The organism is Streptomyces acidicola, from assembly GCF_009377235.1.
Lineage (GTDB): Bacteria > Actinomycetota > Actinomycetes > Streptomycetales > Streptomycetaceae > Streptomyces > Streptomyces acidicola.
Map to the genome: position 1 here is coordinate 25,913 of NZ_VMNX01000031.1, position 23,096 is coordinate 49,008.

General features: G+C 70.8%; 22 protein-coding genes. 20 read left to right on the forward strand and 2 right to left on the reverse strand.

Annotated elements, in window-relative coordinates; genetic code table 11:
- Window positions 1-188: 188 nt before the first annotated feature.
- Together FPZ41_RS11725 and FPZ41_RS47015 are read left to right on the forward strand one after the other, a co-directional pair.
- Complete coding sequence (locus tag FPZ41_RS11725) at window positions 189-920, forward strand: hypothetical protein (protein ID WP_152861767.1); 732 nt, start codon at window positions 189-191, stop codon at window positions 918-920.
- Window positions 921-1,172: 252 nt separating this feature from the next.
- A complete protein-coding gene (locus FPZ41_RS47015) occupies window positions 1,173-1,838 on the forward strand; it encodes a hypothetical protein (protein ID WP_194236067.1) in 666 nt (221 codons plus the stop codon).
- A 196-nt stretch (window positions 1,839-2,034) separates the two neighbouring features.
- On the opposite strand, the gene FPZ41_RS11735 is transcribed toward FPZ41_RS47015, so the two are convergent.
- Window positions 2,035-2,325, reverse strand: coding sequence for a chaplin (locus FPZ41_RS11735; protein WP_152861771.1), 291 nt, complete (start codon window positions 2,323-2,325; stop codon window positions 2,035-2,037).
- A gap of 321 nt (window positions 2,326-2,646) precedes the next feature.
- Between FPZ41_RS11735 and FPZ41_RS11740 the strand changes: the two genes are divergently transcribed.
- From FPZ41_RS11740 to FPZ41_RS11765, 6 genes are all read left to right on the forward strand, one after another.
- A complete protein-coding gene (locus FPZ41_RS11740) occupies window positions 2,647-2,907 on the forward strand; it encodes a hypothetical protein (RefSeq protein ID WP_152861773.1) in 261 nt (86 codons plus the stop codon).
- 295 nt (window positions 2,908-3,202) lie between these two features.
- Window positions 3,203-3,478, forward strand: coding sequence for a hypothetical protein (locus FPZ41_RS11745; protein WP_152861775.1), 276 nt, complete (start codon window positions 3,203-3,205; stop codon window positions 3,476-3,478).
- 85 nt (window positions 3,479-3,563) lie between these two features.
- On the forward strand, window positions 3,564-3,842 hold the full coding sequence (locus FPZ41_RS11750; protein WP_152861777.1) for a hypothetical protein: 279 nt from the start codon (window positions 3,564-3,566) through the stop codon (window positions 3,840-3,842).
- A gap of 197 nt (window positions 3,843-4,039) precedes the next feature.
- A complete protein-coding gene (locus FPZ41_RS11755; protein ID WP_152861779.1) occupies window positions 4,040-4,306 on the forward strand; it encodes a hypothetical protein in 267 nt (88 codons plus the stop codon).
- A gap of 159 nt (window positions 4,307-4,465) precedes the next feature.
- Window positions 4,466-4,750, forward strand: coding sequence for a hypothetical protein (locus tag FPZ41_RS11760; protein WP_152861781.1), 285 nt, complete (start codon window positions 4,466-4,468; stop codon window positions 4,748-4,750).
- A gap of 262 nt (window positions 4,751-5,012) precedes the next feature.
- Window positions 5,013-5,264, forward strand: coding sequence for a hypothetical protein (locus FPZ41_RS11765; protein ID WP_152861783.1), 252 nt, complete (start codon window positions 5,013-5,015; stop codon window positions 5,262-5,264).
- Window positions 5,265-5,397: 133 nt separating this feature from the next.
- Here FPZ41_RS11765 and FPZ41_RS11770 read toward each other — a convergent pair whose 3' ends face one another.
- Window positions 5,398-6,831 (reverse strand): condensation domain-containing protein, encoded by a 1,434-nt coding sequence (locus FPZ41_RS11770; protein ID WP_322620113.1) that lies wholly within the window; start codon window positions 6,829-6,831, stop codon window positions 5,398-5,400.
- Between the two features lie 233 nt (window positions 6,832-7,064).
- On the opposite strand from FPZ41_RS11770, the gene FPZ41_RS11775 reads away from it, so the two are divergent.
- The 12 genes from FPZ41_RS11775 to FPZ41_RS11830 all read left to right on the forward strand — a co-directional run bounded on the left by FPZ41_RS11775 (window position 7,065) and on the right by FPZ41_RS11830 (window position 23,000).
- Entirely contained in the window at window positions 7,065-7,625 is a 561-nt protein-coding gene (locus tag FPZ41_RS11775) for a DUF2087 domain-containing protein (RefSeq protein WP_152861785.1), read from the forward strand.
- Between the two features lie 120 nt (window positions 7,626-7,745).
- Entirely contained in the window at window positions 7,746-9,695 is a 1,950-nt protein-coding gene (locus tag FPZ41_RS11780; RefSeq protein WP_152861787.1) for an HAD-IIIC family phosphatase, read from the forward strand.
- 13 nt (window positions 9,696-9,708) lie between these two features.
- Window positions 9,709-10,053 carry a DUF6059 family protein gene (locus FPZ41_RS11785; RefSeq protein WP_228022686.1) on the forward strand — a complete coding sequence of 115 codons (345 nt, stop codon included), beginning with the start codon at window positions 9,709-9,711 and terminating at the stop codon, window positions 10,051-10,053.
- 1,089 nt (window positions 10,054-11,142) lie between these two features.
- Complete coding sequence (locus FPZ41_RS11790; protein WP_152861789.1) at window positions 11,143-12,945, forward strand: fatty acyl-AMP ligase; 1,803 nt, start codon at window positions 11,143-11,145, stop codon at window positions 12,943-12,945.
- A 3-nt stretch (window positions 12,946-12,948) separates the two neighbouring features.
- Window positions 12,949-14,739, forward strand: coding sequence for an acyl-CoA dehydrogenase family protein (locus FPZ41_RS11795; protein ID WP_152861791.1), 1,791 nt, complete (start codon window positions 12,949-12,951; stop codon window positions 14,737-14,739).
- Window positions 14,733-16,487 carry an acyl-CoA dehydrogenase family protein gene (locus FPZ41_RS11800; RefSeq protein ID WP_152861793.1) on the forward strand — a complete coding sequence of 585 codons (1,755 nt, stop codon included), beginning with the start codon at window positions 14,733-14,735 and terminating at the stop codon, window positions 16,485-16,487. The genes FPZ41_RS11795 and FPZ41_RS11800 overlap by 7 nt, the downstream gene beginning before the upstream one ends.
- A gap of 46 nt (window positions 16,488-16,533) precedes the next feature.
- Entirely contained in the window at window positions 16,534-16,833 is a 300-nt protein-coding gene (locus FPZ41_RS11805; RefSeq protein ID WP_131561244.1) for an acyl carrier protein, read from the forward strand.
- A complete protein-coding gene (locus tag FPZ41_RS11810; protein ID WP_322620114.1) occupies window positions 16,830-19,880 on the forward strand; it encodes a type I polyketide synthase in 3,051 nt (1,016 codons plus the stop codon). Before FPZ41_RS11805 ends, FPZ41_RS11810 begins: the two co-directional genes overlap by 4 nt.
- 111 nt (window positions 19,881-19,991) lie before the next feature.
- Window positions 19,992-21,035, forward strand: coding sequence for a 3-oxoacyl-ACP synthase III family protein (locus tag FPZ41_RS11815; RefSeq protein WP_152861797.1), 1,044 nt, complete (start codon window positions 19,992-19,994; stop codon window positions 21,033-21,035).
- A 48-nt stretch (window positions 21,036-21,083) separates the two neighbouring features.
- A complete protein-coding gene (locus FPZ41_RS11820; RefSeq protein WP_152861799.1) occupies window positions 21,084-21,311 on the forward strand; it encodes an acyl carrier protein in 228 nt (75 codons plus the stop codon).
- On the forward strand, window positions 21,308-22,174 hold the full coding sequence (locus FPZ41_RS11825; protein WP_152861801.1) for a 2-oxo acid dehydrogenase subunit E2: 867 nt from the start codon (window positions 21,308-21,310) through the stop codon (window positions 22,172-22,174). Before FPZ41_RS11820 ends, FPZ41_RS11825 begins: the two co-directional genes overlap by 4 nt.
- Complete coding sequence (locus tag FPZ41_RS11830; RefSeq protein ID WP_152861803.1) at window positions 22,107-23,000, forward strand: 4'-phosphopantetheinyl transferase family protein; 894 nt, start codon at window positions 22,107-22,109, stop codon at window positions 22,998-23,000. The genes FPZ41_RS11825 and FPZ41_RS11830 overlap by 68 nt, the downstream gene beginning before the upstream one ends.
- Window positions 23,001-23,096 lie beyond the last annotated feature (96 nt).

Here is a 23,096-nt window from a genome sequence, read left to right on the forward strand (position 1 = left end):
GAGGGGCGGCCGGAGCCGTTCCGCCGAACGGGGGCCGGGTCGCGGTAGGCCTGACGTATCGTCTGATCAGGCAGGACGCGGCGACCGAGGGAAGCGCGGGGGCGCCGGACGCGCGTGATCGGTTGCGGGAAGCCGTGGGCGCTTTCACGGTGGGCTCAAGACTTCAGCGCCCGCCGAAGGGAAGACCCATGCCTGCTCTGTCCGCACGGCACATCGCGTCCAGCGCGCTGTGCGCCGCCCTCCTGGTCGGGATCACCGGCCCCGCCGCAGTGGCGGCCGACTCGGCCCGCGAGCGCAACGCTGCGGCGTCGTCCAATGCGTGGCTCTACCGCGAGGACGCGCTTCTCACGGAAGTCAGAAAGATCAACGGCGGGGAACTCGCCCCGGTCGCCGACCTGCTGGACGCCGTGCTCAAGGCGGACGACGGCCGACTGCCTCCCGACGAGGCCAGGAGACTGGGAGATGCCGCGAAGCGCGCACTGACCGAGGCGACCGCCAAGGCTCCGGCCCTCACGGCCACCCCGACGGCGACGGCCCCGACGACGAGTGTGCTGCCGCAGGCCCCCTCCGCCCCCGCGAGCGACGAACTGGACGCAGTGCGCGATGTGCTGGACGACGCGCTGGACCAGGTGCAGGACGTGCTGGACGACGTCATGGAGGCCGTCGACGAGCTCCTGGAGGGACTCACCTCCGGTTCCAGCGACGTGCTTCCGCAGGCGGGCGACCTGCTGACCGCGCTGCAAGAGCTCGTCAAGGGGCTGCTCGGAAGCGGCCTGGAAGGGGTGACCTCGTCCGATCCGGCTGTGTCCAGCACGCAGACATCGACATCGACGTCGACGTCCACCGCGACACCTCCGGTATCGCCCGTCACTCTCCCCGTCATCACGCCGCTGCTGGAGGACCTGCTGTCGATCTTCTGAGCGCCGTACGGTATGGCTCGTGCTGTCCAGTCGTGGTGCCGGCTCCCTGGGCCGGCACCACGACTGCTGTTCTTCCAGCGCTAATCCCGGCATCCCGGCATCCCCGTCTTTCCCGTTCGCGGGGCCCGGTTTTCGGAGATCTCATATGAGGAATCCGTAATTTCCGGCACTCCGGTTTCCGCCCCGGCCAGGGATCGTTAGGCACGGCGACAGAATTCCCCTCCGGCGGCCTGCGTCGCCGAAGAAAGGAACATGATGAAGTCCCTGAAGGCTGCTGCCGCCGTCGTTACCGGGTCCCTGCTCGCCGCCGGTGCAGCCACACCCGCGTTGGCGGCCACTGCTCCCGAGCAGACGCCCACCTACAGCGCTCCCGACCAGGCGCCGGCCGGCTTCAGCGCTCCGGCCCAGGCCAACAGCGCTCCGGTTCAGGCACCTGTCGGCAACAGTGCTCCGGTGCAGGCTCCGGCTGCCAACCCGGCTCCGGCTCAGGCGCCTGCTGCCAACCCGGCTCCGGCTCAGGCGCCTGCCGCCAACCCGGCTCCGGCTCAGGCGCCCGCTGCCAACCCGGCTCCGGCTCAGGCGTCCACGGGTTACAACGCTCAGGCCCAGACCAGTGCTCCGGCTGTGGCCAGTGCTCCGGCGCAGGCTCCGGCTGCCAACCCGGCTCCGGCTCCGGCTCAGGCGCCTGCCGCCAACCCGGCTCCGGCGCAGGCTCCGGCTGCCAACCCCGCCCCCGCCCAGGCGCCGATCGCCGGCAGTGTCCCCGACCTGGCGACCACCGACCTCAGCGGCGGGCTGACCACCCGGGTCCCCAGCGGCCTGACCGGAGGGGCGCAGGGCTCGCTGATCCCCACGGCGAAGGAGGCCGCGGCCGCGCTGAACGAGGCCAAGCCGGTGCACGGCAACCTGTGGATGTAGGGCTGAGCCCCGCAGTTCGGAGGGACGGCCCTCGGTGAGTTTCGAGGGCCGTCCCTCCGTGTGTGCGGCCGGTGATGCCGTCCATTGTGCGGCCGGTGATGCCTGTCCGTGACGTGAGTTCAGGGCCGTGACGTGGGTTCACGGGGAAAGCCCCGGCGCTCGGAGTGCCGGGGCTTTCGGGGCGTGACGACAGACGTCAGCGGACGTGGCGCGCCTTCTTGGAGGACTTCTTCTCGTCCTTCTTCTCGTCGCCGTTCTTGCAGACGTTGCCGACGTTCGGGTTGAGAGCGCCGACCACGGTGATGGTGTTGTTGCACACGTTGACCGGCATTTCGATCACGGCCTGCACCACATTGCCGGACAGGACGCCGGGCGAGCCGATCGCCGCGCCCTTGGCACTGGCGTCCGCCGTGGCGAGACCTGCCCCGCTGAGCACCACGGCGCCCGTGCCGAGAGCAACAGCGCCAACCTTCGCGATGCGAGACATCACGTTCTCCTTATTGACTCGGTAAGTGCGGCAGCAGTACACGCGACCGCACTGCCCGTTCAACGCGGCAACTCCGGGCGAGTCACGACGTTTGTGCCTGGATCACCCTTTTGTACAGACCCTCGCGCACGGTCGGCTCGACGTGGCGCCGCGCTCGGTCTTCCGATACCTGCACAGAAGCTCCACGGTGTGCGCACTTTCTCAGGAAACCAGGATGAGTTGGGCGTTTCGTCCGATAAAAGCCATAATCGTCACCTACCGTTGACGACTGTGAGTGATCGGTCCATCGCGGATCGTGTCCACATAGGAAACGGAGAGGTAATGCGCAAGTACCAGAAGGCCGCAGTCGTCGTGGCCATGCTCGGCAGTGTCAGCTTCCTGGGTGCAGGCGTCGCCACCGCGCACGACGGCGGCAAGGTCAAGATCGACAACAAGCAGAACCAGTCCTGCCAGCAGAACGAAGAGACGCAGGGGCTCATCAACGTCGACGACATCAACGTCAACGTCGCCCTGCTCGCCGCCATCGCCAACCAGGACAACAGCGAGCGCGAGTCCCTGCACTGCACCCAGATCGGCAAGTGATCGCCGATCAGGTGATCTAGTGCCGCATCGGGGCGCCCTGCCCTGTGGTGACATGACGCGCCGTCCGGATGCCGATCCGGGCGGCGCGGTGTCGTTGCCTGCGGGGCAGTTGGCCGGATGCGGCCGCCCGCACTCGGCCGCCCGGTGTGCGTGCACCGGCGACACGACGTGCATTTTTTCAGGAAACTTACGCGATTGGGCGTTTCGCCTGTCAAAAGCCGCATAGCTGACTTACTTTAGCCACTGTCGGTGACCGGCCCACCACGGGCTGTGTCTATCTGAGAACGGAGAGGTAATGCGCAAGTACCAGAAGGCCGCAGTCGTCGTGGCCATGCTCGGTAGCGTCAGCTTCCTGGGTGCCGGTGTCGGTCACGCTGCGGGCGGGGACGGCAAGGTCAAGATCGACAACAAGCAGAACCAGTCCTGCGAGCAGAACGAGGACACGCAGGGGCTCGTGAACGTCGACGACATCAACGTCAACGTCGCCGCCATCCTCGGCCTTGCCAACCAGGACAACAGTGAGCGTAAGTCCCTGTCCTGCACGCAGGCTTTCTCTCTCGGCAAGAAGTGATCACTGATCAGGTGATCTAAGTAGGACTCGGGGCTCGGACCAGGTGTCCGGGCCCCGAGTCGTGTCCCGGTAAAGGAAGAGTCAGATGCTCAACTCGAAGAAGATCGCGGTGGTGGCGGGACTCCTGGGAGGTTTCGCTCTGGTCGGTGGCGGTGCCGTCCAGGCCTTCGCCGCTGATGGCGCCGGCAAGTGCGTCGACGACGGCCGGGGTCACGTTCGCTGCGAGGACGTGGTCAAGCGCGATGCCCTCCCCGACACGTACGAAAGCGTCCAGGTCGTCAACAGCTCGACGCAGAACTGCCCGCCTTCAAGCAGCGGGGCCACCTGTGTCAGTGACGTCGCGGGCTCCGGCAAGAAGTCCTGACGCCGCGTTGCCCGGCGGGGTGTGGTCGGCTCGTGGATGCGTGTGCGGCGGTACGGCGATACCGCGACAATATATTTTTTCACGAAACTTGCGTGATTGGGCGTTTCGCCTAACAACTGCCGTAAACGGCACCTACAGTGATCGACTGTCAGTGACCGGTCCATTGCGGACTGTGTTTGCTTGAGAACGGAGAGGTAATGCGCAAGTACCAGAAGGCCGCAGTCATCGTGGCCATGCTCAGCAGCGTCAGCTTCCTGGGCGCCGGTGTCGGTCACGCTGCGGACGGGGACGCCAAGGTCAAGATCGACAACAAGCAGAACCAGTCCTGCGAGCAGAACGAGTCGAAGCAGGGGCTCATCAACATCGACGACGTCAACGTCAACCTCGCCATCCTCGGCATCGCCAACCAGGACAACAGCGAGCGCGAGTCGCTGACCTGCACGCAGCTCAACAACCTCAAGTGATCGCTGCTCAAGTGATCGCTGCTCAGGTGATCTAGGCAGGGCTCGGGGCTCGGACCAGGTGTCCGAGCCCCGGGGCCTGCCCCTGGCTTTTTGCCGGTCCAAGTGTCCGGAACGACTCCGCCGTCCATCACGGGGGGTTGACCGTAAAGGAAAAGGTAGATGCTCAACTCGAAGAAGATTGCGGCGGTAGCGGCAGCGGGACTCCTGGGGAGCTTTGCTCTGGTCGGCGGCGGTGCCGTCCAGGCCTTCGCCGCTGATGGCGCCGGCAGGTGTGTCGAGGATGGTAACGGCCAGGTTCGCTGCGTGGACCAGGGCAAGTACAAGGTCACCACCGACAAGGCCGGAAACGTCACCGTCGTCAACGACTCGACGCAGACCTGCCCGACTGCGCAGAGTCAGGTCAGCTGCGTCAGCGATGTCGTCGTCCCCGGCAAGAGCTCCTGACGTCCGACCGCGTAAGTCCTCCCCTTCCGGCAGCAGAGGATGGCCGGGACCCGATACCGGGTCCCGGCCATCCTTGTTCGTCTCCCGGCCCGGCGGCGAAGCGAGCAACAGGTCTTTTCATATGAGTTCCAGGAACTTGGCCCGGGAGGGTTTCCACCGCTGTCGGCCGTTCGTTGGCCATGGCGAAGTGAGGCCGGGCATGCGATGCCTGGGAACTGAATTCCCCTCTGGTGACCGCGTGTTGCCGAAGAAAGGAACCTACATGAAGCAGCTGAAGGTTGCCGCACTCCTCGCCGGATCCTTCGTCGTCGCCGGTGCCGCTTCGCCCGCGTTCGCCGCTCAGCCCGCGGACGTGGCGCTGCCGCTCAATGGGCTCAGCAACACCGCTGCCCAGGCCCAGAAAGGCACCGGCGCCCTCCCGGTCGGCGGCCGGACGAAGCACGGCAAGGGCGTGGCCAACCTGCCTCAGATGGTGCCCGGCGGCCTCCTGAAGGGGCTCCCGGTCGTCAAGTAGCGGTTCCGCCCCTCCCGATGGGGCGCAGACATCCCTTTATCCCTTGTGGGCCCGGAGGTATGACCTCCGGGCCCACAAGGGTGTCAGGAGTCCGCCGGACGGTGCACCCGGCGGTCTCTCCACTGTTCCGCTTTCAGCCGACGGTGATCGGCTCGGGCTTCCGGTCGGCCAGCCGCTTCTCGTGGGCCACCGAGACGATGATGTCCCGCAGCCGCTCGGTGTACCGCCGCATGTTGTGGTACGCGATGTCGGTGTCGGGGTAGCGGCAGGCGAACCACAGGCCCTCGTGGAGCCGGTTGAGCCAGACGCACACCTGGTCGCCGTACGACACCCTCATCAGTCCGTAGACCGACAGCTCGGCCCAGCGGTCGGAGCCGGGCAGGCCACGGGCGTCGACGTACGAGACGATCGAGTACAGGTCGGGTGAGGTCGGGCGGAAGTCGGCGCCGAGCAGGCGCAGTACACGGGCCAGGGGAATGCGCGCCAGGGACCGGTTGGCCCGCAACTCGGCCTGCACCGCCCGCAGGGCGCTCGCGAAGTCGGGGGTCCGGGTGAGGGGAACCTCAAGCGGTGCGCCGCCTACGTACCAGCCCACGGAGTCCGACCACCGGGACTTCACCCGGGTGTGGAACGGCACGACCGTGCGGTAGACGGACTCACTGCCGAGCTGGTGGACGATAAGGCTCGTGGCGGCCAGGATGCCGGCCGGGCCTCCGCCGAAGGGCCGGCAGTACGACTCGAAGGCGGCGGCGTCGTCCGCGTCCACGAGCATCTCGTTCATGAGCCGCTGGGAGGGGAGCTCGCCGGGGGCCAGGCCGAGGTCGAGGGGGAAGTCCGGCAGCTTCCCCCCGCAGCGGTTGATGAACTCCCGCCAGCGGGCCACGACCTCGTGGGTGGCGTCGATCCGGTCGGCGTCCGCCCGCTCGATCTCGCAGAAGTCGACGTAACTGCCGGGCGGTGTCTGCTCCACGCTGCGGCCCTCGACGCCCGCCGTGTAGAGCTCGTGGATGTCGGCCGGGAGGCGCTGGACGGAGTACGAGTCCACGTTGCTGTGGTCGAAGGCCAGGTACACGCTGGTGGAGTCGTCCCGGACGACCGCCGTGTAGAGGAAGTTCGGCCAGCGCAGTGCGTCCGCCGTGACGTCGAAGCGGTCCTGGAGGTACTGGGCGACCTCCGTCGGGTCGGAGAAGTCGCCGATGACTTCGCGGTGCAGGGACACCGCGTCGGCGTCGAGTGTGAAACGGCGCATCTCGTCGTCGGATTCGCCGGTCCAGCGGAAGCCGCTGCGCAGCGTCTCGTGCCGGAGCGTCCAGCTGCGCAGTGCCTCTTGCAGGATGTCGAGATCGACCGTGCCCGGGATGTCGAAGGCCGTGCCCACCCAGGTCGGTACGAACAGGCCGTCATCCCGCACCGAGCGGACCGTTCTGATGTGCGACTCCTGGATGTACGCCGGCGGCCGCGAGTCCTCCGGCAGGCTCGCCGCCGCCTCGACCGTCGCCGGACTGAGTGTCCACTCGACGAGCCGTCCGGGTCGGATCTCGCAGCGATGCATGTCGGTGATGCGCACGGGTGTCTCCGTTCACGGGTGGGGCAGATCCGGTTCGACCGGATCAGTCAAGGGAATGCCGCGTCCGCGACGGAAACACACCGACACGTGCGGTATCCCGGCTTTTCAATGGATCGGGTGGCATGTCGAACAACGATGCTCAGCGGTTTTCGTCTCCGGCGGGCCGGGCATTGGGGCAAACGGATGAAGAAATTCGGTTCGGTTCCGTGAGCGTGGCGGTTAGCGTCCGCACCATGGCTACCGACCGACTGATGCGTATGTTCACCGATGAGAAGAAGGTTCGCGTGTTCGCGGCCGTGGCCCTCGGGGCGGACACCCCCGCCAAGGTCGGTGAGACGGCGGGGCTGTCCTCGAAGGACACCGCCGCGGCGCTGCGGAGGCTCCAGGCCGAGGATGTGATCTCGACGTCGGACGGCGGGCTGAGCGTCGCGTACGGGCACTTCCGGGAGCAGGTACGGGAGGAGCGGGTACAGGAGGAGCGGGTCGCCCGGGAGGGCGTCGAAGGGTCCGGCGCGGGGGACGAGGGGACCGAGGCGGTGCTGCGGACCTTCGTGCGCGGCGGGCGTCTCGTACGGCTGCCGGCGCAGTGGCAGCGCAAGGTGGTCGTGATCCGGCACATCGCCGAGCGGACCTTCGAGCCCGGCATCGAGTACCCGGAACGGGCGGTCAACGAGAAGCTGCAGGTCTGGTGCGAGGACGCACCGGTCGACCATGTGACGCTGCGGCGGTATCTGGTGGACCTCGGGCACCTGCGGCGGCAGTTCGGTTTCTACTGGCGGGCCGCCCAGACCTGACACGAGTTCGGGGTGGGCTTACGGTCCGCTCAAGGGCCCCTTAAGACGTGCCCGGCAGGGTCGGCGTGGCCACCGGTCAGTGGTGGTGAGCGACGCGCGATTCTGTGAAGGGGAGACACCATGGGCACGGTTGCGAGCACCGCCGTGGGCGAGCGGACCGGACCGCTGGACCGGCTGCGCGCCCTCCATGCCGAAGGACGCCTCGCCGGCGCGTACGACGAGGTGCCCGGTCTGCTGGCCGAGCTGGCCGCGGCGGGGAATCCGGCCGGGCCGCCCGCGCCCGACCTGGTGCGCGCCGGACAGCTGCTCGCCCGTCTCGACCCGGAGCAGGTGCTGCGCGAGCACCCCGGCACCGACACGTTCTCCGTCGCGGTCACCGGCCACTCCACCCTGAGCGGGCTCAAGGCCCCGCTGACCGCCGAACTCGCCCGCCACGGAATGCTGCTGAAGCTGCACGAGGGCGACTACGACTCGTGGTACCGCGATCTCCAGGACACCGGCAGCGAGCTGTACGCCTCGGGTGCCGATCTGGCGCTGTGTGTGCTTGATTCTGAAATCGTCTTTGACGAGCTGCCGCATCCCTGGCTGGTGGACGATGTGGAGCGGGTCACCGTCGCGAAGCTGGCGCTGATCCGGCAACTCGCGGAGCGGTATGTCACGCACGGTGGCGGCACCCTGGTGCTCAACACCGTGCCGCTGCTGCGCAGCCGGCTACGCAGCCTGGTCGACTCCCGGTCGCGGGCCCGGCTCGGGGTCGTCTGGCGGGAGTTCAACGCGGGACTGCTGCGGCTGGCGGCCGAGCACGACCGCGTCCACGTCGTGGACCTCGATCCGCTGATCGCCTCCTCGGGCCCGGTCAACGAGCCGCGGCTCGCCGCCTACGCCAAGGTGCATCTCGGTGAGGAACTGCTGGCCGGGTACGCCCGCGAGGCCGGCCACCTGGCGCGTGCCCTGCGCGGACGCACCAAGAAGGTGCTGGTGGTCGACCTGGACAACACCCTGTGGGACGGCATCCTCGGCGACGACGGCCCCGACGGCATCGCCGCCGCCACCACCTACCGCGGTGAGGCGTTCGGCCGCTTCCAGAAGGCCGTCGGCCAGATCGGCGCCCAGGGCGTACTGCTCGCGGTCTGCAGCAAGAACGACATCGAGCCGGTCCGTGACGTGCTGCGCGACCACCCCGACATGGTGCTGCGCGACGGCGACTTCGTGCAGGTCGTCGCCAACTGGGACCCCAAGGACAGCAATCTGCTGGCCATCGCCCGCAAGCTCAACCTCGGTGTGGACAGCTTCGTCTTCGCCGACGACTCGCCGTTCGAGTGCGGTCTGGTGGCCCGCAGCCTGCCCGGCGTCGCCGTGGTCCGGCTCGACGAGGAACCCGCCCTGCACATCGAGCGGCTGCTCGCCGACGGCTGGTTCGACCTGCGGGAGCTGACCGCCGAGGACCGCGCCCGGGCGACGCAGTACCGCACCGAGGCGGCCCGCCAGGACCTCATGGAGAGCGCGGGCTCCATGGAGGAGTACCTCGCGGAACTCGGCGTCGAGGTCACCCTCTCGCCCGTGGCGGACCACGAGATCGCCCGGGTCTCCCAGGTGACGCTGCGCACCAACCAGTTCAACCTCACCACCGAGCGGCTCCAGCAGGCCGACGTACGGGCCCGGCGGGACTCCGACGACGGGCTGGTGCTGGCGATCCGCTCCGCGGACCGGTTCGGTGACAACGGGCTGGTGGGGGTCGTCCTGGTGAGCGGCGTCGGCGCGGACGGCGGCTGGCACATCGACAACATGCTGCTGAGCTGCCGGGTGTTCGCCCGCGGCATCGAAGAGGCCTGCCTGGCCGCCGTGCTGCGCGAGGCCGGGGAACGCGGAGCCGGAGCCGTGCACGCCCGCTACCGTCCGACCGCGAAGAACCACCGGGTACGCACCCTGTACCCGTCCGTGGGCTTCGCGGAGACGGGCGAGGACGAGGACGGCACCGTGTCGTTCCGCCACGACCTGACCGGGGAGCAGCTGCCCACGCCGCCGGCACACGTCCGCCTGACGGCGGACTTCGGCCGGCCGGCGTCCTGAGGTGGGCGGCGGCATGCGGTGGCCCGGCATGCGGTGGCCCGGCATGTGGTGGTGGACCGTGCGCCGGGCGGCGTGGCGGGTGTGGCGGGGGACCGCCACGTTCCTGGCTGACGGCTTCGGCGCGCTGGCCGTCATGTTCGGCATGGTTCCGCCGGTCTCCGTGGACCAGGCGAAACAGTGGTGGCTCGGTGACGACGATCCCAGGTCTCTGGGCGGCATCCGCCCGCTCGACGCGCCGCCGGGCGCCCATCCGGAGCGACTGGTCGCCGACGCGCCGCTCTCCCCGGGCGAACGGGAGCTGTGGGCGCAGTTGGAGGGTCCCGGGCGCGTGGAGGGGAAGCCCGGCCGACGGGAGTGAGGCAGCCGCCTCGGCAGCCGTGAGAGGGGCGCCGGTGACAGGGCCGCCAGAGGACTGGTGAGGGAGCCCTGAGCAGCGGCTGGTGACGGAGCCGCCAGGGAAGCCGGTGACAGAGCCGTAAGCAGGGGCTGGGGACCGGGCCGTGGGTGACGGCCGTGACTGGGCCGTGAGCGACGCCGTGACTGAGCCATGGGTGACGGCCGAGCTTGGGCCGTGAGCGACGCCGTGACTGAGCCATGGGTGACGGCCGTGACTGGGCCGTGAGCGACGCCGTGACTGGGCCGTGGGCAACGGCCGTGACTGGGCCGTGAGCGACGCCGTGACTGAGCCATGGGTGACGGCCGTGACTGGGCCGTGAGCGACGCCGTGACTGAGCCATGGGTGACGGCCGTGACTGGGCCGTGAGCGACGCCGTGACTGAGCCGTGGGCAACGGCCGTGACTGGGCCGTGAGCGACGCCGTGACTGAGCCATGGGTGACGGCCGTGACTGGGCCATGGGCGACGCCGTGACTGAGCCATGGGTGACGGCCGTGACTGGGCCATGGGCGACGCCGCGACTGGGCCGTGGGCAACGGCCGTGACTGGGCCATGGGTGACGGCCGTGACTGGGCCATGGGTGACGGCCGTGACTGGGCCGTGAGCGACGCCGTGACTGAGCCGTGGGTGACGGCCGAGCTTGGGCCGTGAGCGACGCCGTGACTGAGCCGTGGGTGACGGCCGAGCTTGGGCCGTGAGCGACGCCGTGACTGAGCCGTGGGCAACGGCCGCGACTGGGCCGTGGGTGACGGCCGTGACTGGGCCGTCAGCGAGGGCCGGTGACAGAGCCGTAGGCCGGGGCCGGGGACCGGGCCGTGGGCGACGGTCGTGACCGGGCCGTGATCGGGGGCCGCTGACAGAGCCGTGAGCGGGTGCTGCCGGTGGAGCCGCAAGAGAGGGCTGCCGGTGGAGCCGCAAGAGGGGCTTTAGAGGCGGGTCCGACCATCGGCACGACAGCTCCGGCAGGCAGTGCGGCCTGCCGGTAGGTCAGCCGTTCGGCCGGTCTGTTCAACCGGTTTCAACGCGATACGAGGCGCTTCGAGGCAAGGGGAATGACGGTGGCGGAATTCGGTTCATTCGCGGAGCTCGTGCTGACACGGTCGGACGAACGCGGCGACGGCGACGCGTTCCTGTTCCTCGCGGACGGAGTCAAGGGCAAGGAACCCGAACGGCTGTCCTATCTGGGCCTGGACCGCACGGCCAGGGACATCGCGTCCTGGCTGCAGGAACGCGGGCTGGCGGGGCGTCAGGTCCTGCTGCTCTTCCCGTCCGGCCTGGACTTCGTCAAGGCGTTCGTGGGCTGCCTCTACGCCGGAGCCGTCGCGGTGCCCGCCCCGCTGCCCTCCGAGCAGGGCCAGCACTTCCGCCGGGTGTCCGGGATCGTCCGTGACGCCCGCGTCGGCGCGGTGCTGACCCTCGCCGAGCACGCCCCCGAGGTGGAGGCGTGGCTGAAGGCCGAGGGCTTCTCGGACGTGGCCTGCCTGGCCACGGACCAGGGAGCTGTCGGCGACGCGGATGCCTGGCGCGACCCGGGGCTGAGCCCGAAGGACCTGGCCTTCCTCCAGTACACCTCGGGCTCCACCAGCGAGCCCAAGGGCGTGATGGTGACGCACGGCAACCTGCTCGCCAACGAGGCGGCCATCGCCCGCTCCACCGGCAACACCTCGGAGTCGATGGTCGGCGGCTGGCTGCCCTTCTACCACGACATGGGTCTCATGGGGCATGTGCTGCAGCCGCTGTGGCTGGGCACCACCGGCGTCCTGATCCCCCCGGTGTCGTTCCTGCGCAGGCCCGTCCGCTGGCTGGAGCTGGTCAGCGAGTACGGCGTGAACGCCAGCGCCGGCCCCAACTTCTCGTTCGACCTGTGCGTCCGGCGGATCACCGACGCACAGCTGGAGGGGCTGGACCTGTCGTCGTGGCGCACGGCCTGCAACGGCGCCGAGCCGGTCAGGGCCGAGACCGTCAAGGCGTTCACCGAGCGCTTCGGGCCGTACGGGTTCCGGCCCGAGGCCATGTTCCCCTGCTACGGCATGGCCGAGACCACGCTGCTGGTGACCGGCATCCCCAGGAACCGTGCCGCACTGCTGCGTGAGGTGGACGCGGCCGGTCTGGAGCGCGGTGTGGTGGAGGGCCCCTACCTGGGCGCTCTGCGGCGCACCCTGGTCAGCAGCGGCGTGGCACGGGCCGAGGACTTCGAGGTGCGGATCGTCGACCCCGAGACCCTGGTCGAGTGTGCCGAGGGGAAGGTCGGGGAGATCTGGGTGCGCGGCGCCAGCGTGTCCTCCGGCTACTGGGAGCGGCCGGAGGTGAACGCCGAGATCTTCGGCGCCCGGATCGTGGACCAGGAGGACCTCGGTACCTGGCTGCGCACCGGCGACATGGGAGTCCTCGGCGACGGGGAACTCTTCGTGACCGGCCGGCTGAAGGAAATGGTCCTCATCAACGGCCGCAACATCTACCCGTACGACGTGGAGAGCGCCGTCCGCGCCCTGAACCCGGCGATCGGCACCGGAGCCGTCTTCGCCGTCGACACCGGCGGCCAGGAGCACCTCGTGGTGATCCACGAGATCCGGGCCGCCGCGGCGGGCGCGGACCTGAAGACCGTCACCGCCGAGGTCCAGCAGCACGTCGGCAGGGAGTTCGCCGTGCCGGTCGGCAACGTGCTGTTCGTCCGCCCCGGCACCGTACGCAAGACCACCAGCGGCAAGACCCAGCGGACGCTGATGCGGAAGCTGTTCCTCGAAGGCGCGGTCGGCGCCCTGCACTCCGTGCTGGACCCGGCGGTCGCGGCGCTCGTCGAAGCGGGCGCGCAGGCCGCCCAGGCCGACGGTCCGGCGCCGGCCGAGGTGGGCTGAGGCATGGAGCATCCTCCCTACCGCGTCGCGCAGGAGCTGGAGCTGCTGCTCGGCGATCCCGAGGACCCCGGCACGGACTTCTCCTACACCCGCTGCCTGGAACTGGACGAGAACGAGGAGTTCCCGGCGGACATCTGCCGGGTGCTGGAGGACTGGGGCCTGGCGGAGTTCTACATCCCGGCCGAGCACGGCGGACGGCTCACCGACTACGAGACCGTCATGCAGGTCATGCGGGTGGTGGCCCGCCGCGATCTGACCGTCGCCGTCGGGCACGGCAAGACCTATCTGGGCGGGGTGTGCGTCTGGATCTCCGGCACCCCCGAGCAGGGCCGCCGGCTCGCCGAGGACATCCGCGCGGGTGTGCCCGTCTCGCTGGCCCTCACCGAGCGCGCCCACGGCAGCGACCTGCTCGCCGGGGACGTGCAGGGTGAGCCCGACGGCGAGGGCGGCTGGCGCGTCAGCGGCGAGAAGTGGCTGATCAACAACGCCACCCGGGGCAGCCTGCTCTCCGTCCTCACCCGGACCGGCCCGGACGGCGGGCCGCGAGGCTTCACCGTCCTGCTGGTCGACAAGCGGCCGCTGACCGAGGGCGAGCACTACCGCTGCCTCGACAAGATCCGCACCCACGGCATCCGGGGCGCCGACATCAGCGGCATCGCCTTCCACGATGCTCCGGTTCCGGCGGACGCGGCGGTCGGCGGCGAGGGTGGCGGCGTCGAGACCGTGCTCAAGGCGCTGCAGCTCACCCGCACCATGTGCGCCTCGCTGTCGCTGGGCGCGGCCGACCACGCGCTGCGTATCGCGCTGGACTTCGCCGAGCGGCGCGAGCTGTTCGGGCGGCGGCTGGTGGACCTGCCGCAGGCCCGGCACGTGCTCGCCTGCGCCGCGGCCGACGTACTGGCCGGGGAGGCGCTGGCCACGGTGGCCGCCCGGTCCGTGCACACGATCCCCGACGAGCTGAGCGTGGCCGCCGCGGCCACCAAGTACCTGGTGCCCACCGGCACCGAGGCCCTGATCGGCGAGCTGACCCGGCTGCTCGGGGCGCGGGCGTTCCTCAAGGACGTCCACGCGCTGGGGATGTTCCAGAAGGTCGACCGCGACCACCGTATCGTCGGCCTCTTCGACGGCAACACCCTCGTCAACCTCAACTCCCTGGTCAACCAGTTCCGTTCGCTGGGCCGCGGCTGGCAGCGGGGGAGCGGCGACACGGCCGGTGCCGCCCGCGCGTTCGACCTCTCCGCGCCGCTGCCTCCGCTGGACCCGACACGGCTGTCGCTGGTGGCCCGGCGTGGCTCCGGCATCATGGCCACGCTGCCGGACTCGGTGGAGGCGCTGCGCTCCGAGGCCGCCCTGCGGCCGGAACTCAAGGGAGCGCTGGCAGCGGCCGAACGGCTGCTCGCCGCCACCGGCCGGGTCCACGAGGCCATGGACGCCTACCGCACGGTGGTCTCCGACGTCCCGCCCGCCGCCTTCGACGTAGCCCGGCAGTACAGCCTGTGCCTCGCGGGCGCCGCCTCCCTCGGCCTGTGGGCGCACAACCACCGCGCCGCGAGCACGGGACGCACCGGAGCGCTCTGGAGCGACGGGGTGTGGCTGTGGCCCGTACTCGACCGGCTGCTGACGCGGCTGGGCGAGCCCGACGCGGGAGAGCCCGACGCCTACCCGCACCTGCTGGACCGGCTGCGGGCGACCCGCACCGCGGGCGAACTGTTCTCGCTGCTGCCGTTCCGGATGCACGGGGGCGCGAGCCCGCACACCGACGAATCCGACCCATCTGAGGGGACGTCATGCTGAGTGATCCCGCGGTCGACCCGGCCGCGCACGAGGCGCAGGAGAGCGCGGTCCAGGCCCGGGTCGCCGAGCTGGAGAGCCGTTTCGGCGACCCCCACGACCCGGCCAACCCGCTCGGCACCGCCGGGCTGCTGGCCGCCGACGAGGCCGGGGAACTGCCCGCCGCCGGTGAGCGGCTCCTGGACGACCTGGTCCTCAACGCCGAGTTCGTGCCCGGCGAGTTCGGCGGGCGGCTGGACCGGCTGGACTCCCTCGCACGGGTGATGCGGCAGGTGTTCCGGCGCGATGTGGCGCTGGGCCTCGGCTACGGCATCACCTCGTTCATGGCCGCCGCCAACGTGTGGACGGCCGGAAACGAGGAGCAGCGGCGCAGGCTCGCCGAGCTGCTGCTTGGCGGCTCCAAGGTCTCCGTCGCCTACCACGAACTCGCCCACGGCAACGACTTCGTACGCAACGAGTTCCGGGCCGACCCGGTGCCCGGCGGCTTCCGGCTGCACGGCCGCAAGGAAGTCATCAACAACGCGGACCGGGCCGACGCCTTCGCCCTGTTCAGCCGCACCGACGACAGCCCCGGCAGCCGCAGCCACTCGGTGCTGCTGGCGGAACGGGACCAGCTCGACCAGGACCGCTTCAAGGTCCTGCCCCGCTACAGCGCCGTCGGCGTCCGCGGCTGCAAGCTGTCCGGGCTGGACTTCACCGACTGCCCCGTACCCGACAGCGCCCTGGTCGGCGCCCGCGGCCAGGGCGTCGAACTGGCCCTGCGCTCCTTCCAGATCACCCGCAGCGCGGTGCCCGGCATGGCCATCGGCGCCCTCGACACCAGCCTGCGCACGGTGGTGGGATTCGCCGTCGGACGCCGCCTCTACCGGCGGTCGGTCATGGACATCCCGCACGCCTCCGCGACCCTCACCGGTGCCTTCCTCGACCTGCTCACCTGCGACAGCCTGGCGCTGGTCGGCACCCGGGCGGTGCATCTGCTGCCCGACGAGACCAGCGTGTACGCGGCGGCGGTGAAGTACCTGGTGCCCAAGATGCTCACGGACACCATGTACGACCTGTCGATCGTGCTCGGGGCGCGGTTCTACATCCGCGAGGGCGAGTTCGGCATCTTCCAGAAGCATGTCCGCGACCTGCCGGTGCTCAGCCTCGGCCACGCCGGTTCGGCCGCCTGCCAGGCCACCATCATCCCCCAGCTGTCCCGGCTCGCCCGGCGCGCCTGGTTCTCGGGGGACGAGGCACCGCAGAGCCTGTTCCGCCCCCGCGAGTCACTGCCCGGCGGCATCCCCTTCGACCGGCTCGCCCTGGCCAGCGGCCGGGACAGCCTGAGCGCCTCCCTGGTCGCCGCCGCCGACGACCTGCCCAGCGGCTCCCCCGAGGAACTCGCGGTGCAGGGACTGGTGATGCGGATGCTGGACGAGCTGCGGCAGATCCAGGAGGACAGCCTGAACCTGTCCCCCCAGGACCGCACCGCACTCGCCAGCCCGGCGAGCTTCGCGCTCGCCGACCGCTACGCGGTGTTCCTCGCGGCGGCGTCCGTCCTGGGCGTCTGGCGCGGGGCCCGCGACGGCGACGACCCCTTCCTGGCCGACCCTGCCTGGGTGGCCGCCGCACTGCACCGGCTGGCCCGCCGGCTCGGGCAGCGCCCGGCCGACCTGCCGCCCGGGTGCGAGGGCCGGGTGCACGAAGAAGTGCTCCGGCGCTTCCACGAACGCCGAAGCTACGACCTCTACGACACCCCGCTGGCCGGCTGACCGCCGCCCGCCCGGACCCGACGCGCCTTCACCGAGGAGTTGCACCATGTCTGTTCCCGCGACCGACCCCACCGCGAACACCGAGCCCACCGCCGAGTCGCTGAGCAGCTGGCTCGCCGACCGGATCGCTCTGTACCTCCAGCGGTCGCCGTCCGAGATCCAGCCCACCGTGCCGCTGGCCGAGTACGGGCTGGACTCCGTGGCCGCGCTGAGCCTGTGCGGTGACATCGAGGAGGACTTCGACCTCGTCCTCGAACCCACGGTGGCCTGGGACTACCCGACCATCGAGGCGCTGGCCGGTCACCTCGTCGAGGAACTTCAGTCCATGGAAGGCGGGAGCCGGTGAAGCCCGTCGCCATCGTCGGCATCGACTGCCGCTTCCCGGGGGCGCCGGACGCCGGCGCCTACTGGGACATGTTGATGCGGTCCGGCGACGGGGTCGACAAGGTGCCCGGGCAGCGCTGGAACGCCCGTGAGTTCCACTCGCCCACGGGCGAGGACGGGCACTCCAACACCACCGAGGGCGGCTTCATCTCGGACCCGGACGCCTTCGACAACGAGTTCTTCACCGTCTCGCCGCGCGAGGCGGCGGCGATGGACCCCCAGCAGCGGCTGCTGCTGCAGTGCGCCTGGCGTGCCGTCGAGGACTCCGGCGTCGCACCGCAGCGGCTGGCCGGCACCGACACCGGGGTCTTCGTCGGCATCATGGGCAACGAGTGGGCGCAGCTCCACATGACCGACTACGCCCGCGTCACCGCCCAGCTCGGCTCCGGCAACGGCTACTGCATGACCGCCAACCGGATCTCGTACCACCTCGACCTCAAGGGCCCCAGCCTGGCGGTGGACACCGCCTGCTCCTCCTCGCTGGTCGCCGTCCACCTCGCCTGCAACGCCCTGCTGGCGGAGGAGTGCGACACCGCGATCGCCGCGGGAGTCAACGTGGCGCTCACCCCGGCACTCGGCATCTTCTACACCCAGGCCGGGCTGTCCTCCCCCGACGGCCGGTGCAAGCCCTTCAGTGCCGACGCCGACGGCATCGGCCGGGGCGAGGGCGTCGGCGCGGTGGTGCTGCGCCGGCTGGAGGACGCCATTGCCGACGGCCAGCAGGTGTACGCGGTGATCCGCGGCACCGCCGTCAACCAGGACGGCCGCAGCAACGGCATCACCGCCCCCAACCGCTGGTCGCAGCAGGAAGTGGTGGCCGCCGCCTACCGCCGGGCCGGAGTCGAGCCGTCCGAGGTCGCCTTCACCGAGGCGCACGGCACCGGCACCGTCCTGGGCGACATGATCGAGGTCAAGGCCCTCGGCCATCTGCACTCCGGGCGCTCCGGGCGTCCGATGGCCATCGGCTCCGTCAAGGGCAACATCGGGCACGCCGAGGGCGCGGCGGGCATCGCGGGCCTCATCAAGGTCGCCCTGTCCCTGCATCACAAGGTGGTCCCCGCCAGCCGGTTCGCGGCCAAGGAGAACCCGGCCCTGAAACTGGCCAAGCAGGGGCTGCGGCTCCTCAAGGCCCCGCTGCGGCTGCGTTCGGGGCCGACGATCGGGGGCCTGAGCAGCTTCGGGATGGGCGGCACCAACGCCCACGCCCTCCTGGAGTCCGCGCCCGCGCACGCCGTACGTCCGGAGGCGGGCGACCCGGAGTCCGGGCACACCGACAGCGGCGCCGCGGGTCTGGGCACCGGGGTCTTCACCCTGACCGCCCCCTCGCTGGAGGCGCTGCGTCGCAACCTGCTGGTGCAGGCCGATGCCGTACAGCGGCGCAGGACGCCGGTCGGGCCGCTGTGCTGGTCCAGCAACCGGGCCAAGACGGGGCACCGCCACCGTTTCGCGCTGCCCGCCGCGGACACCGGCGAACTGGCCGCGGGGCTGCGCGAGGCCGCGGCCGACGACGACCTGCTGGCCCGGCTCTCCGACCGGCCCGCGGGAAAGCCGCGGGTGGCGCTGCTGTTCACCGGGCAGGGCTCGCAGTACCCGGCGATGACCGCGCGTCTGTACCGGCAGTCGCCGCTGTACCGACGGTTCCTGGACGAGGCCGACACGGCACTCGCCCCGCACACCGGCGGCTCGGTGCGCGAGAAGCTGCTCTCCGGCGACGAGGCCGTGCACCGCACCGGCTGGACCCAGCCCGCGCTGTTCGCCGTCGAGTACGCCCTGGCGGCGAGCCTCACCGAACTCGGGGTGCGGCCCGCGCTGCTGCTCGGCCACAGCGTCGGTGAGTACGCCGCCGCCGTGCTGGCCGGCGTCTTCCCGCTTCAGGACGCGGCCCGGCTGATCACCGCCCGGGGCGCCCTCATGGAGGAGCTGCCCGAGGGCGGCGGGATGCTCGCCGTACGGGCTCCGCTCACCGAGCTGACCGAGCTCGTGGACACGGAACCCCTGGTCGGGGTGGGCGCGGTGAACGGCCCCCAGGCCACCGTGCTCTCCGGGGACCTGGCGGCGCTGGAGCGGATCGAGGACGAGCTCCGCGGACGGGGCGTCAAAACCCGGCGGCTGGAGGTCTCCCACGCCTTCCACTCGCCGCTGATGACACCGATGCTGGACCGGTTCGCCGCGCTCGCGGACGAGATCGGCGGCGGCGTCCCCACGCTCCCGGTGTACTCCACCCTGCGCGGACGGCTGCTGGAGGCCGAGCCGATGGACGCCAAGTACTGGACCGAGCACATCAGCGCCCCCGTACTGTTCGGCGACGCCATGACGCGGCTGCTGGAGGCCGGGCCCACCCACCTGGTGGAGGTCGGCCCCCGTCCCGTGCTCACCCGCATGGCGCGTACCCTGCGCACCGTCGCCGGGGAGGGTGTCCACACCGTGGCTCCGGTGCCGGACGAGGAGGCCGACGGCCGGGCGTTCGCCGAAGCCGTGGCCGCACTCTTCCGCGGCGGGGTCGACCCGAACTGGGACAAGGCCTACCCGGAGGAGGAGCGGGTGGCGCAGCGGCTGGTGCCGTACGCGTTCTCCGACACCCAGCGGTTCTGGACCCGTACCCCTGTACGGGCCGTTGCTCCGGCGGACCTCGGTGTCGTGACCGACGACGCCGCGCACACCGTGCGGCCGTACGCACAGAAGCAGTCGGCCGCCTCAGGACACGGAGCCGTCCGCACGGCCGTGCTGCCCTCCGCCGGGGAGGACCAGGCGGCGGATCCGGTGGCCCGTGCCGTGATCGAGGCCGTCGCGGAGGTCGGCGGATACGCGCCGGACGAGGTGTCGGCGCTCTCCCTGCTCTACGAGGACCTCGGCTTCGACTCGGTGATGGTCATGGAGCTGAAGGACCGGATCCAGGAGCGGCTGAGCGGCCTTGAGGAGATCAGCGTGCAGGATCTGCTGCCGCGGTTGTCGTCCGTCGGTGATCTCGTCGGTTATCTCCAGGACCGGACCGACTCGGCCGTGGCCTGACCGCTCCGCGAACCCGCCCCGCGAACCCGCCCCGCTCAAGGGGTGGTGGGACGGGCGGGTTCGCTCGCCTTCTCCGCCCCGGATCGCCCCGTACCAGGAAGGACCCCTCTCATGCAGTCACCCGAGCAAGCCTCCTCACCCTCCGTCGCCCACCTCGCCGGGGTCGGTACCGCCCTGCCGGGCGACCCCGTCGACAACGCGATGCTCGCCCGGACGCTCGGCGTCAACGAAGAGTGGATCGACGTGTTCATCGGCACCCGGACCCGGCACTTCGCCCGGGACCTGGTCAGCGGTGAGGTGCGCTGGTCGCTCGCCGATCTGTGTGCGCGGGCCGGCGAGCAGGCGCTCACCGCGTCCGGACTCGCCCCGGACGAGATCGACTTCGTGGTCATGGGCACCGCGACGCCGGACCACCTCATGCCCGCCACCGTCAACCACGTCGCCGACCAGCTCGGCCTGGACCAGATCCCCACCTACCAGCTCCAGTCCGGCTGCGCCGGCGCCGTCCAGGCCCTGGAACTGGGCCGCACCCTCGTCACCGGCGGCGGGCACCGGGCCGGTCTGGTGATCGGGGGCGACGTCTGCAGCAAGCACCTGGACCTCGACCGGGACCTGTCCGGGGCGGCCCCCAGCGACCTCGTCAACTACGTGCTGTTCGGCGACGGAGCCGGTGCCGCCGTGGTCACCTCCGAGGCGCGCGGCGAGCGGCTCGCGCTGCGCGGCGTGCTGAACCGGTTCACGGGCCTCGGCCGGGAACCCGGCCAGGTCATCGACTGGTTCGGGCTCGCCGACCGGTACGACGACCGGCAGGCCGTACGCGAGGACTACAAGGCCATCGAGGAGTCCGTCCCCGTCATGGCCGTGGAGATCCTCTGGGAGCTGCTGGAGGACCTCGACTGGTCCCCGGAGCAGGTGGACTTCCTGCTGCCGCCGCAGCTGTCCGGCCGGATGACACGACGGATCACCGAGCAGCTCGACCTGCCCGACGCCGTCGAGGTGTCCTGCGTCGCGGACACCGGCAACAACGGCAACGCCCTGCCCTTCCTCCAACTGGAGGGGCTGCTGGAGAAGATCGGCCCGGGCCAGCGCGCGCTGGCGGTCGCCGTCGAGTCCAGCAAGTGGATCAAGTCCGGTTTCGCGCTCGAAAAGATCTGACGCCCCCATCTGCCGTCCGCACGCACCCGCCCGGGAGGGCCGTACCCCATGCACACCATCGATGACTTCGTCCGTCTCGTCCGGGACGAGCTCGGCATGCCGCTGGAGGAGCACCAGGTCTCCGTCGACCTCGACCAACTGCCCGAATGGGACTCGCTGTACCTGCTGAAGCTGGTCACCGCCCTGGAGCAGGCCACCGGCCGCTCGCTGCCCGTCGGCAAACTGCTGGAGGCCCGCAGCCTCGGTGAGATCCACCGGCTGGCGGCCGAGGCATGACCGGGTCCCGGCCGGACGGGACCCGGCCGGTCCCTTCCCGGGTGCACCCCGAGCGCCGGCGGCGGCACACCCTGTACTTCCTGGAACACGCCGCCCGGCAGCGGCCCGTCCACCTCGACACCGACATCGACATGACCCGGATCGAGGCCCACCGGGCCGGCGCCCGGGCCACCGGCCTGCGCTACTCCGTCGTCACCTATCTGCTGCACGCCACCGGTCGTGTACTGCACCGCCACCCGGAGGCCAACGCGGCACTGGTCCCGGCGCGGCTGTTCGGGCTGCGCGGACCACGGACCGTACGGTTCGCGGAGGTCACCGCCAAGCTGGCGCTGGACCGCACGGTCGGCGGAGAGCGGACCGTTCTGTCCGCGCTGTTGCCCGCCCTGGAGAGCGCCGGCCTGGACGACATCCAGCAGCGCGTCGACCGCTACCGCGGCCCCGGCACCGAGGAACTGCCCGAGTTCCGCGGAGTCCGGCTGCTCGGCCGGCTGCCGGTGCCGCTCGGGCGGCTCGCCTTCGCCGCCGCACTGCGCGACCCGCGCCGACGGCCGGAGATCTTCGGCACCGTCGCGGTCAGCTCGCTGGGCCATCGCCCGGTCGACGGCTTCCACTCCAGCGGCGGCACCGCGGTCACCCTGAACGCGGGCCGCGTCGCGGACCGGCCGGTCGTCCGGGACGGGCAGCTCGCCGTCGCCCCGGTGATGCGGCTCGGACTCACCTTCGACCACCGGGTCATCGACGGCGCCACCGCCGCCGACGTACTCGGTGACCTCAAGGACGCACTGGAGGGCTTCGATGACGGCGCGGAGGAGGACGGCACCCAGCTCCTCGCTCGGGGAGCCGGTTCGGATCTCCGGCCGTGACGGAGGCTGGGACCAGGTCCGCGCGGACCTGGAGGAGCACGCGGTGGCGGTGCTGCACGCCCGGCTCGCCGACTGGCGGCCGGACCGGGCGGGCGGCCCGCGCCTGCGTGCTCTGCTGGGCCGGGACTGGGACCGGTATCTGGAGCTGACGCACCCGCACGTGCGGGTGCGGTTCGCCGCCTCCCGGGCGCTGCTGAAGTACGCCGCCGCGGTGGCGCTGCGGGTGCCCCCGGAGACCGTCGAACTCGGGTACGGCCTCACCGGGCGCCCCTGTCTGCGCGGCTGTGACGCGGTGGACATCAGCCTCAGCCACACCGAGGACCTGCTGCTCGTCGGGCTCTCCACCAAGGGACTGATCGGGGTGGACGCCGAGCGGGCGGACCGCCCCCTCTACACGCGCGGGCTGCACCGTAACGTCTGCACACCCCACGAGACGACCGCCCTGGAGCAACTCCCGCACCACCGGCGGGGCACCGAGCTGGTGCGCCTGTGGACGCTCAAGGAGGCCTACACCAAGGCCATCGGGCAGGGGCTGAGGCTCCGCTTCACCGAGTTCGGCTTCAGCGGCGGCGACCGGCCCGTCAGGCTCCTGACCCCCGAAGGGGCACCCGGCACCGGGGACGAATGGCAGTTCCGCACCTTCTCGGTCGACGGCGGTTACGTCGCCGGCGTCGCGGTGAGCGACAACGGCTTCGGCGGACCCCGGGACCCGGCGGCGCACGCCATGCTCGATCCGCTCGTGGTCGCGGCTGTATCCGAGGCGCTCGGCGACGACGCGGAACCCGAGGACGCACCCGGGGGAGAGGACGACCTGCTGGGCTGGTGAGCGGGCGCCGTGCCTGTGTGGGCTGTTGGGGTCCATGGGGCCTACGGGGCTCACTGAGGCTTAAGCCGTGCGACAAGCGGGCTTAAGGGACGGCGG

What these genes read in the sequence shown, in the direction of transcription:
- FPZ41_RS11765 (WP_152861783.1), top strand. Translation starts at nt 5,013, where the DNA reads ATGAAGCAGCTGAAGGTTGCCGCACTCCTCGCCGGATCCTTCGTCGTC.
- FPZ41_RS11790 (WP_152861789.1), top strand. Translation starts at nt 11,143, where the DNA reads ATGACGGTGGCGGAATTCGGTTCATTCGCGGAGCTCGTGCTGACACGG.
- FPZ41_RS11830 (WP_152861803.1), top strand. Translation starts at nt 22,107, where the DNA reads ATGACGGCGCGGAGGAGGACGGCACCCAGCTCCTCGCTCGGGGAGCCG.
- FPZ41_RS11740 (WP_152861773.1), top strand. Translation starts at nt 2,647, where the DNA reads ATGCGCAAGTACCAGAAGGCCGCAGTCGTCGTGGCCATGCTCGGCAGT.
- FPZ41_RS11820 (WP_152861799.1), top strand. Translation starts at nt 21,084, where the DNA reads ATGCACACCATCGATGACTTCGTCCGTCTCGTCCGGGACGAGCTCGGC.
- FPZ41_RS11805 (WP_131561244.1), top strand. Translation starts at nt 16,534, where the DNA reads ATGTCTGTTCCCGCGACCGACCCCACCGCGAACACCGAGCCCACCGCC.
- FPZ41_RS11815 (WP_152861797.1), top strand. Translation starts at nt 19,992, where the DNA reads ATGCAGTCACCCGAGCAAGCCTCCTCACCCTCCGTCGCCCACCTCGCC.
- FPZ41_RS11725 (WP_152861767.1), top strand. Translation starts at nt 189, where the DNA reads ATGCCTGCTCTGTCCGCACGGCACATCGCGTCCAGCGCGCTGTGCGCC.
- FPZ41_RS11800 (WP_152861793.1), top strand. Translation starts at nt 14,733, where the DNA reads ATGCTGAGTGATCCCGCGGTCGACCCGGCCGCGCACGAGGCGCAGGAG.
- FPZ41_RS11735 (WP_152861771.1), bottom strand. Translation starts at nt 2,325, where the DNA reads ATGTCTCGCATCGCGAAGGTTGGCGCTGTTGCTCTCGGCACGGGCGCC.
- FPZ41_RS11795 (WP_152861791.1), top strand. Translation starts at nt 12,949, where the DNA reads ATGGAGCATCCTCCCTACCGCGTCGCGCAGGAGCTGGAGCTGCTGCTC.
- FPZ41_RS47015 (WP_194236067.1), top strand. Translation starts at nt 1,173, where the DNA reads ATGATGAAGTCCCTGAAGGCTGCTGCCGCCGTCGTTACCGGGTCCCTG.
- FPZ41_RS11780 (WP_152861787.1), top strand. Translation starts at nt 7,746, where the DNA reads ATGGGCACGGTTGCGAGCACCGCCGTGGGCGAGCGGACCGGACCGCTG.
- FPZ41_RS11745 (WP_152861775.1), top strand. Translation starts at nt 3,203, where the DNA reads ATGCGCAAGTACCAGAAGGCCGCAGTCGTCGTGGCCATGCTCGGTAGC.
- FPZ41_RS11760 (WP_152861781.1), top strand. Translation starts at nt 4,466, where the DNA reads ATGCTCAACTCGAAGAAGATTGCGGCGGTAGCGGCAGCGGGACTCCTG.
- FPZ41_RS11775 (WP_152861785.1), top strand. Translation starts at nt 7,065, where the DNA reads ATGGCTACCGACCGACTGATGCGTATGTTCACCGATGAGAAGAAGGTT.
- FPZ41_RS11755 (WP_152861779.1), top strand. Translation starts at nt 4,040, where the DNA reads ATGCGCAAGTACCAGAAGGCCGCAGTCATCGTGGCCATGCTCAGCAGC.
- FPZ41_RS11825 (WP_152861801.1), top strand. Translation starts at nt 21,308, where the DNA reads ATGACCGGGTCCCGGCCGGACGGGACCCGGCCGGTCCCTTCCCGGGTG.
- FPZ41_RS11750 (WP_152861777.1), top strand. Translation starts at nt 3,564, where the DNA reads ATGCTCAACTCGAAGAAGATCGCGGTGGTGGCGGGACTCCTGGGAGGT.
- FPZ41_RS11785 (WP_228022686.1), top strand. Translation starts at nt 9,709, where the DNA reads ATGCGGTGGCCCGGCATGCGGTGGCCCGGCATGTGGTGGTGGACCGTG.